Annotated in this window: 5 protein-coding genes and 1 pseudogene; all 6 read left to right on the forward strand. The window is 73.9% G+C overall.

Annotation, left to right across the window (positions count from 1 at the left end; translation table 11 throughout):
* A pseudogene (locus tag CCN51_RS41050) lies at nucleotides 1-390 on the forward strand (putative baseplate assembly protein); the annotation flags it as partial.
* The gene (locus tag CCN51_RS41055) at nucleotides 387-2,372 is read left to right on the forward strand and encodes a phage tail protein (protein WP_086860723.1); all 1,986 of its coding nucleotides are present in this window, start codon (nucleotides 387-389) and stop codon (nucleotides 2,370-2,372) included. The pseudogene CCN51_RS41050 and the gene CCN51_RS41055, both read left to right, overlap by 4 nt.
* Before the next feature lie 11 nt (nucleotides 2,373-2,383).
* Nucleotides 2,384-3,610 (forward strand): hypothetical protein, encoded by a 1,227-nt coding sequence (locus CCN51_RS41060; RefSeq protein WP_043486000.1) that lies wholly within the window; start codon nucleotides 2,384-2,386, stop codon nucleotides 3,608-3,610.
* Between the two features lie 2 nt (nucleotides 3,611-3,612).
* Nucleotides 3,613-5,652: a hypothetical protein gene (locus CCN51_RS41065; RefSeq protein WP_086860725.1), complete on the forward strand. Its 2,040-nt coding sequence runs from the start codon at nucleotides 3,613-3,615 to the stop codon at nucleotides 5,650-5,652.
* Nucleotides 5,649-6,785, forward strand: coding sequence for a hypothetical protein (locus tag CCN51_RS41070; protein ID WP_014173090.1), 1,137 nt, complete (start codon nucleotides 5,649-5,651; stop codon nucleotides 6,783-6,785). The genes CCN51_RS41065 and CCN51_RS41070 overlap by 4 nt, the downstream gene beginning before the upstream one ends.
* Before the next feature lie 2 nt (nucleotides 6,786-6,787).
* Nucleotides 6,788-7,318, forward strand: a complete 531-nt coding sequence (locus tag CCN51_RS41075; protein WP_014173089.1) for a hypothetical protein — start codon at nucleotides 6,788-6,790, stop codon at nucleotides 7,316-7,318.
* Nucleotides 7,319-7,399: the final 81 nt, after the last annotated feature.

A 7,399-nucleotide genomic window follows, 5' to 3' on the forward strand; every position in this document is an offset into this window, starting at 1 on the left:
GACTTCCTGTCGCGCGAGGCCGCCCCCGCCGGGGTCACGGTGGTCGCCGCCCCCGCCCCGTACCACCGCGTCGCGGTGGAGTCCTGGGTCACGCTCGACCCGGACCTCGACCGGGCCGCGGTCCTGGCGAGGGCGGGCGACGCGGTGCGCACCTATCTGGATCCGCTGCGCGGCGGGGAGGACGGCGCGGGCTGGCCGTTCGGCGGCGCGCTGCGGCACACGGCTCTGGTACGGCGGCTCCTGGCGGTCGACGGGGTGCTGGCCGTCACCCGGCTCTCGCTCACCGTCGACGGAGTGCGCCGGCCGCCCTGCACCGACCACGCCCTCCCGCCCCACACCCTCGTCTGGCCGGAGCGCCCGCTGCTGATCCCGGTAGGTGACCCGTCATGACCTGCGCACCGCACCCCGCGACCTTCCGTCTCCTCGACACCTACGTCGGCTGGGACGAGTCGACCGAGCCTGGTGCCCGCGGCATCGTCGGCATCGTTGGTTTTGACGATCCGGCCGGCCTCCGGCTCGCCTACCGTGGCGACGCGCCGGAAGGCCCCACCAGAGGCAGCCTGCTGCCGTGGTTCCCCGACCCACGGCTCGCGCCGGGGTGTGGGCCGTGCGCCTGGTACCTGCTCGTCCCGGACGAGCGGCGGCTGCTGCGCCGCGACGTCTGCAGCGGCGCCTTCACACCCGTCTGGCCGCCCGGCTGCGACCCCGCCGCGCTGCGCGAGCCGGTCTCCGTCGCCGCCCGTGGCCACCGGCTGGCCGTGGTGGAGTCCGACCGGGTCCTGGTGTGGCGCCGCGAGGGTGGACAACTGGCCGGGGTGATCCGGGCCGAGCGGCCGCGGTGGGCCGCCCTGGCCCCTGACGACGAGGTTCTGGTGGCCTGTCAGGGCAGCACGAACCTCCGGCGGTACGACTCGACGGGCGGCTTCCGCGGTGTGCTCCGTACCGGCGCGCGCGGTGAGGTCATCGGGCTGCGCACCGGACCGGAGCGGACCGTGTGGCTGCTCACCGACGACGACGGGCGGATCAGGATCCACCGGGGCGGTCACCGCGGCCCCTTCCGACCCGTCACCGTGGACGAACTGGCCGCGGCCCTGCCGCCGTCCGCGCTCACCTCGGCCGGCGAGGACGGGTTCTGTCTGAGCGAGAAGGGCCCGGACGGCCCGCAGACCACCTGCTTCACCTGGCAGGGCCAGCCCCGGGACGCCGCGCCGCCGGCCACCGACGCGTATATGACCAGCGGGTCGTATGTCACCACCCTGATCGACAGCGGTATCTCGCGGTGCCGCTGGCATCGCGTACGTGTGGACGCCGATGTGCCCGCCGGGACGGCGGTCGCCGTCGACATCGTGGTGAGCGAGGACGGCCGGTACGAGGAGAGCGACTGGCAGCTGTCGGCTCCGGGCGCCACGGACTTCCTCGTCGACCAGCCGCCCGGCCGCTTTCTGCGGCTGCGGCTGCGACTGTCGGGCGACGGCGGTGCGACTCCGGTCGTCCGCCGGATCCGGCTGGACTTCCCCCGGGCCACCAGCGCCGATCTGCTGCCACCCGCCTTCCGCCAGGACCCCGCGGCCGACGACTTCACCGAGCGCTTCCTGTCGCTGTTCGACGCGACGCTCGCCCAGCTCGACCGGGTCATCGAGCGGTATCCGGCGCTCCTGGACCCGGCGGGCGTCCCGGACCGGGTGCTGCCCTGGCTGGCCGGGCTGCTGGGTCTGTCGTACGAGGCGGGCTGGGACGCCCCCACCCGGCGCGCGCTGCTGGCCGCGGCCCCGGAGCTGTACCGACGCCGGGGCACGCCGTGGGCGCTGCGGGAGGCGGTACGGATCGTGTTCGGGGCGGCCCCGGTCATCGACGAACTGGCGGCCGACCGCCGCTGGGCGCAGCTGCGCAAAGCCGGACAGGGACAGGGGCCGGAGCCGGAGCCACGAAGGGGCCAGGGGCTGGGCGCGGTGCGGCTGTTCGGCCGGTCGGCGAGCCGGTTCCGGATCGGCGGCTCGGCGCTGGGCGCGGCGCCGCTGCGCGCCTTCGGCGCACCGGACAGCGATCCGTACACCGCGCACGCACACCGGTTCCGGGTGCTTCTGCCCGCCGGATCGGCGGACCGGACGGCGCTGCTGCGGCTGGTGGAGCGGCAGGCGCCCGCGCACACGGTGGGGTCGGTGCGGACCGGCGGCGCGGGGTTCGTGGTCGGTTCGCGGTCCACGGTCGGCGTGGACACCGCGTTCGTCCCGCTGCCCGCGCCCGTACTGGGCGGCGCGCAGCCCGTGCGGCTGAACCGCGACGGGGTGCTCAGGCCGGGACCGGCCGGGTTGCGGCGAGGGGTGGGCGTCGGAGTCGTCTCCGCCGTCGGTGTGCATACGCGAGTGTCGTGAGAGGACGGGCGATGACGGAGACAGAGACATCGAGGACCGAAGAGTTCGACGCGCCACCGCTGCGCCGGCTGAGGTACTTCCACGGCCAGATGCTGGGCGCCCGGGACTTCCAGCGCGAACAGGAATACCATCGCGAGAAGTTGAGACTGCGCATGCGCTGTCTGCTCGGCTATGGCGTGGTGTGCGGTCTGCATGTGGAACCGGCGCCGCGGGACGAGGACGACTGCCCGCCGGACGCCGAGGCGCCTGCGGAGGGTGAAGCGGACCGCACCGAGCACACCCGGCGCAGGGCCAAGGTGAAGCTCACCCCCGGTCTGGCCGTGGACTGCGACGGCAACGAGGTCGTGGTGCGGGGCGGCTGCGTGATCGATCTGTGGAAGGCGCTGCCCCCCGACGAACGGGACACCGACACCGTCTGGGTCGGCATCGAGTACGCCGAGCGGCCCGTCGAGCCCACCCGCGCCGTCTACAACGACGCCTGCGCGGACACCTCCGACTGCGAGTTCGGCTGGACGGAGGAGTGCCACAAGGTACGGGTCACCGGCTGCGAGCCACCGGTGGACGAGCGCTGTGACACCTGCTGCTCGCCGTGCGAGCACAAGGTGCTGTGGCTGGCCAGGATCGACTGCGTGGACTGGTACGAACCGGTGCGCCGCGACCAGATCCATATGAACGTACGCCGTCCGTTCGGCCGCCATCTGCCCACGGTGATCACCGGTATCAACTGGATCCACGGACACACCTACACCATCGACGAGGCCAAGGCCCTCCTCGGCACCCAGGACCAGGACGGCGGGCTCGTCGTACGGTTCTCCGCCGACGTACGGTCCGACACGCTGCGGCCCGGCGTGGTGGAGCTCCAGGTGATCGAGGGCGGCAGCGGCCGCAACGCCTCCACCTGGTACATGGGCGGCGCATTCGCCGAACCGGACGCCGAATCCGACGGGTGCGACGAGTTCACCGAGGGCTTCCGCTATCGCCAGACCACGCGCGAGACGCTGCAGGACGGCGACCGCTTACTGATCACCGTCCGTGCCGCGTTCATCCTCGACCGCTGCTGCCGCCCGGTCGACGGCACCCATGTCGGCGGACGCGTACCGACCATCGACGCCGAGGCCACCCCGGCGGCGGCACACGGCGGCTGCCACCTCCCGCCCTCGGGCATCGGCCCCTGGACCTCCGGCACCGGGGCGGGCGGGGACGTGTTCGAGAGCTGGTTCTTTGTGAAGGAGCGCTGATCATGCGAACAGACTGCGGATGCGGCTGCGGTGGCGACGCCACCTCGACCTCCGCCTTCGTACGTCCTCGCTTCTTCGCAGGGCAACTGCTGACCGAGGACGACCTCAGCCTGCTGGTCGAGTACACGACGGCGAAGCGCAGACTGCACAACCGGTCCCTGTACGGGCCGGGAGTCATCTGCGGCCTCGGCGTCAGCTGCGACCCGTGCGGCGGCGGAACTGTGGCGGTCCACCCCGGACACGCGCTGGACTGCGCCGGAAACGACATCGTGGTGCCCTGCACCGAACGGGTCGACGTACGGGCTCTGGTGCGGGACCGGCGCATCAGCGCGCTCGGCGTGGACTGCGGGGAGGATTGCGACGACGATGGTGGGCGGCGCTACGGGCTGTATGTGCGCTACCAGGAGTCCCCCGTCGAGCCGGTGGCCCCGTACGCCACGGAGGAGCCCTGCCCCTCGCCGGGATGTGAGCCCTCCAGGATCCAGGAGGGGTTCCGTTTCGTCGTCGGCTGCGACGACGTCGAGGACCACCGCCACAACCCCGGCACCCGGCTGCTGGCGAGCATCGGCGACCTCGCGCGGGCCGACCGGGCCCGCATCCGCGACCGGCGGCTCGGCATGTACGTCGACGCCCTCCTCGTCGCGTCGCTCGGCACCGGCCGCACCTTCCGCTTCGACGCCGCCGACGCGCGGCGGTACGCCACCGCCTTCGCCTGGCTGCGCGCGAACGCGGGCGGGGAGGGCCCGCCGCCCCCGCCGACGGCCCGCGAGATGACCGAGCACGTACGCGCACTGGCCGCCGCCATCGCCCGGTTCGACACCTACGACCCGGCCGGGCGGGAACAGCTCGCGAAGGACTACCCGGACCTCGCCACCGCGCGGGAGGCCCGCGGCGTCCTGGGCACCGCGTGCGAACGGCTCAAGGGCGCCGACATGGAAGCGGTGTGGCCGGACCCGCTGCGCCGCACCATCGCCCACGCCGTCGTCACCGAGACCGCGGCCCGCGTCGTACCGGAGGGCGGCGACCCGGACGCGCCGCTGGAAGTGCGCATGCTGGCCCAGGGCACACCGCTCGGCCACGCGCTGCGGGTGGAGTTCCGCGCGGACATCGGCCTGATCCGGGAGTGGCTGCTCGGCCGGCTCGACCAGGCCGCCGACCTCGCCGACTGCGCGCTGCGCACGGAGGTCGCCGCCGTGGACGTACCGCCGCTGCTGCCGCCCCCGCCGCCGGACAGCACCGAGAAGGCGACCGTCGCCGAGGTGCAGCAGATCGCGGAGGCGGCCGCGGCACTGGGCACCGCGGTAAGCCGGTTCCTGACCGACGCCGCATGCGCCACCCTGAACCCGCCGTGCGGCGACAGCGCCGACACCGACGTCCTGCTCGCGCATCTGGAGCTGGACGGCTGCGATGTCGTACGGGTCTGCTCGGCCACCCGGGAACAGGTGCTGCCGGGCGGCTCGGCGTACGGCGAGTGGCTGCCCAAGCTCTACCGGCTGCGGGAGCTCGCCGAGCGCGTGTGCTGCGGGCCCCTCCCGGCGTACCAGAAGCCGACGCTCCCGTCGGAGGGCCCGGTGGCGCGCCCATACGCCGAGGGGCTGCTCGGCGACTGGCCGCGCACCGGGGACCTGGAGGAGATGCTGTCCCTGCTGCTGACCCCCGCACCCGGCGAGACGCCGCCCAAGGCGCTGCACGAACAGGTCTATACGACGCCCAGCGAAGTCACCGACAGCATGCAGGAACTGGCCCGGCTCCGGACGCAAGTCTCCGACCTCACCGCCGCCTTGGAGGGGCTGCGCACCCAGATGAGCAGCGCACAGACGCAGGTGACCCATCTGGCGGAGCAGCTGCCGGAACGGCTCGGGCCCCGCCTCGCGGACCTCGAAGGCGCACCGGACGAGGGAGCGGACCAGGCGCCGGACGAGGGAGCGGACCAGGCGCCGGACGAGGCAGCGGGCCGGGCGGAGGAGCCCGCCAAGCCCCCGCAGCCCCCGGCCAAGCGCGCCCGGGCGCCCCGTACCCGGAAGTCCGGTGAGACGCCATGACGGGCCCCCTGCGCCCCGCCTTCCACGAGGGTCAGGTGCTGGCCGCCGCGGACCTGACGGCCGCCGTGGAGCACGCCCGCGGCCAATCCGCCCGGCACGCCCGCCACCTGCACGAATGGGGCATCGTGGAAGGCCTCGGCCTGGCCACCGAGGCCCGTACCGACCCGCTGACCGGGGTCCGCCATGTCGAGGTGAGCGTCGCGGCGGGGATCGCCCTCGACGGGACCGGCCGCGAGGTGGTCGTCACCGAGCCGGCCGTGCTGCGCGAGAGCGACTTCGAGGAGGTCAACGGCGCGGACCAGCCGACCGACGAACCCTACCCGGTCTTCCTCACCGCCGCCGACCGGGAACCGGCCCAGCGCCCCGGGCCGGTCTCCTGCTCCGGGAGCGCCACGAAGACCCGCGTGGAGGAGTCGTACCAGATCCTCTTCGGGCGCCTGGGCGACGAGCGGCTGGTCGAGGAGCAGCAGCCGCCCGCGATCGGCGATCCGCCGGCCGATCCGCCCGTCCGCTGGCTGATCCTGCTGGGCTACGTCCGCTGGACCGACGGACACTTCAGCGGCGTCGAGACCACGGCGCGCGGGGTCGTGGTGCGCTTCGCGGGCGTGCGCGCGGACACCGTCGTCGCCCGGTCGGGTGCGCTGACCCTGCGGACGGCCCCGGCGGCCCAGGAGGGCAAGCCCGCGCTCGTACTGTCCGGCGGTGACCAGCCGAGCCTTGTCTTCGGCCTCTACCAGGGCGGTGGCGCGGTCGCTCCGCTGATGACCGTGGCCGCCAACGGCAACCTGGCGATCGCGGGCAGCTTCAGCGGCCGGATGCCGGCCGGCAGCACGCTGGTGGCCTCCGGGACGGCCACCGACGGGATGCTGCTGCCGCTGCCGTCCGGCGTCACCCCGGAACAGGTCGCCGACGGCCGCGTGGTGATCCATGTCCAACTGACCCCGCGCACCCCGCCCCTGGCGGACACGGCCCTGTACAGCCCGGTGGAGGCCACCGTGGACGGCGACCGGCGGGTCCGCTGCCGCATGCGCCTGTACGACCCCCTGGTGACCCCGGCCAAGGTCGTCGAGCAGCCCGGGGCGGTCGACTTCCTCGTTCTGGCGACGGTCGCGGCAACGAACGGCGGTGGCTGACGATGGCTCTTTCCGTGGTGTACGCGGTCGACACCGGCCATGTCGTGGGCGCGCTGGCCCTGACCGGGGCCGGTGCCCCGCCCGATGTGGCCGCACTGGTGGGACGCGCGCTGCCGCTGCGCGTCTCCCTGGGCACAGGCCGTATCGCGACCCTTCCGCTGAGCGCCAGGGACCTCGCCGTGGCGTCCGTGGACGATGAACCGGCAGCCCTCGCCGTGCCGTTGGACTTCGGGGTCGAGGTGACGTCCGACGGCAAACCCAAACCGGCGCTGGTGCGCCTCGCGTCGTGGACCGACGGCATCGCGCTGACCGAGGACGGGCTCACCGTCACCGTGAAGGTCGCCGTGGCCCGCCCCACCCCCGTCCTCGCCCTGGTCTCCGACGAGCAGGACACCCATGTGCTCGCCGGGGAGATCCCCGCCCAGCAGACCCAGGCGAAACTGCCGGTGACCCTCGTCAAGGGCAGTGTGCACGGGGTGCTGGTGCTCGCGACCGGCTGGGCGGGCCACCTGGAGAAGGCGGCGGTGACATGAGCGCGCCCACCGCGCCCACCGTGCCGTCCGCCGGCCCGTCCGCCGGCGAGACCGGCGACATCACGGTGCACCGGTGCACCG

Origin of the sequence: Streptomyces milbemycinicus (genome assembly GCF_002154605.1) — a bacterium.
GTDB lineage: Bacteria > Actinomycetota > Actinomycetes > Streptomycetales > Streptomycetaceae > Streptomyces > Streptomyces milbemycinicus.

Coding starts and splice junctions, on each gene's coding strand:
- CCN51_RS41055 (WP_086860723.1), top strand. CDS start 387: ATGACCTGCGCACCGCACCCCGCGACCTTCCGTCTCCTCGACACCTAC.
- CCN51_RS41060 (WP_043486000.1), top strand. CDS start 2,384: ATGACGGAGACAGAGACATCGAGGACCGAAGAGTTCGACGCGCCACCG.
- CCN51_RS41065 (WP_086860725.1), top strand. CDS start 3,613: ATGCGAACAGACTGCGGATGCGGCTGCGGTGGCGACGCCACCTCGACC.
- CCN51_RS41075 (WP_014173089.1), top strand. CDS start 6,788: ATGGCTCTTTCCGTGGTGTACGCGGTCGACACCGGCCATGTCGTGGGC.
- CCN51_RS41070 (WP_014173090.1), top strand. CDS start 5,649: ATGACGGGCCCCCTGCGCCCCGCCTTCCACGAGGGTCAGGTGCTGGCC.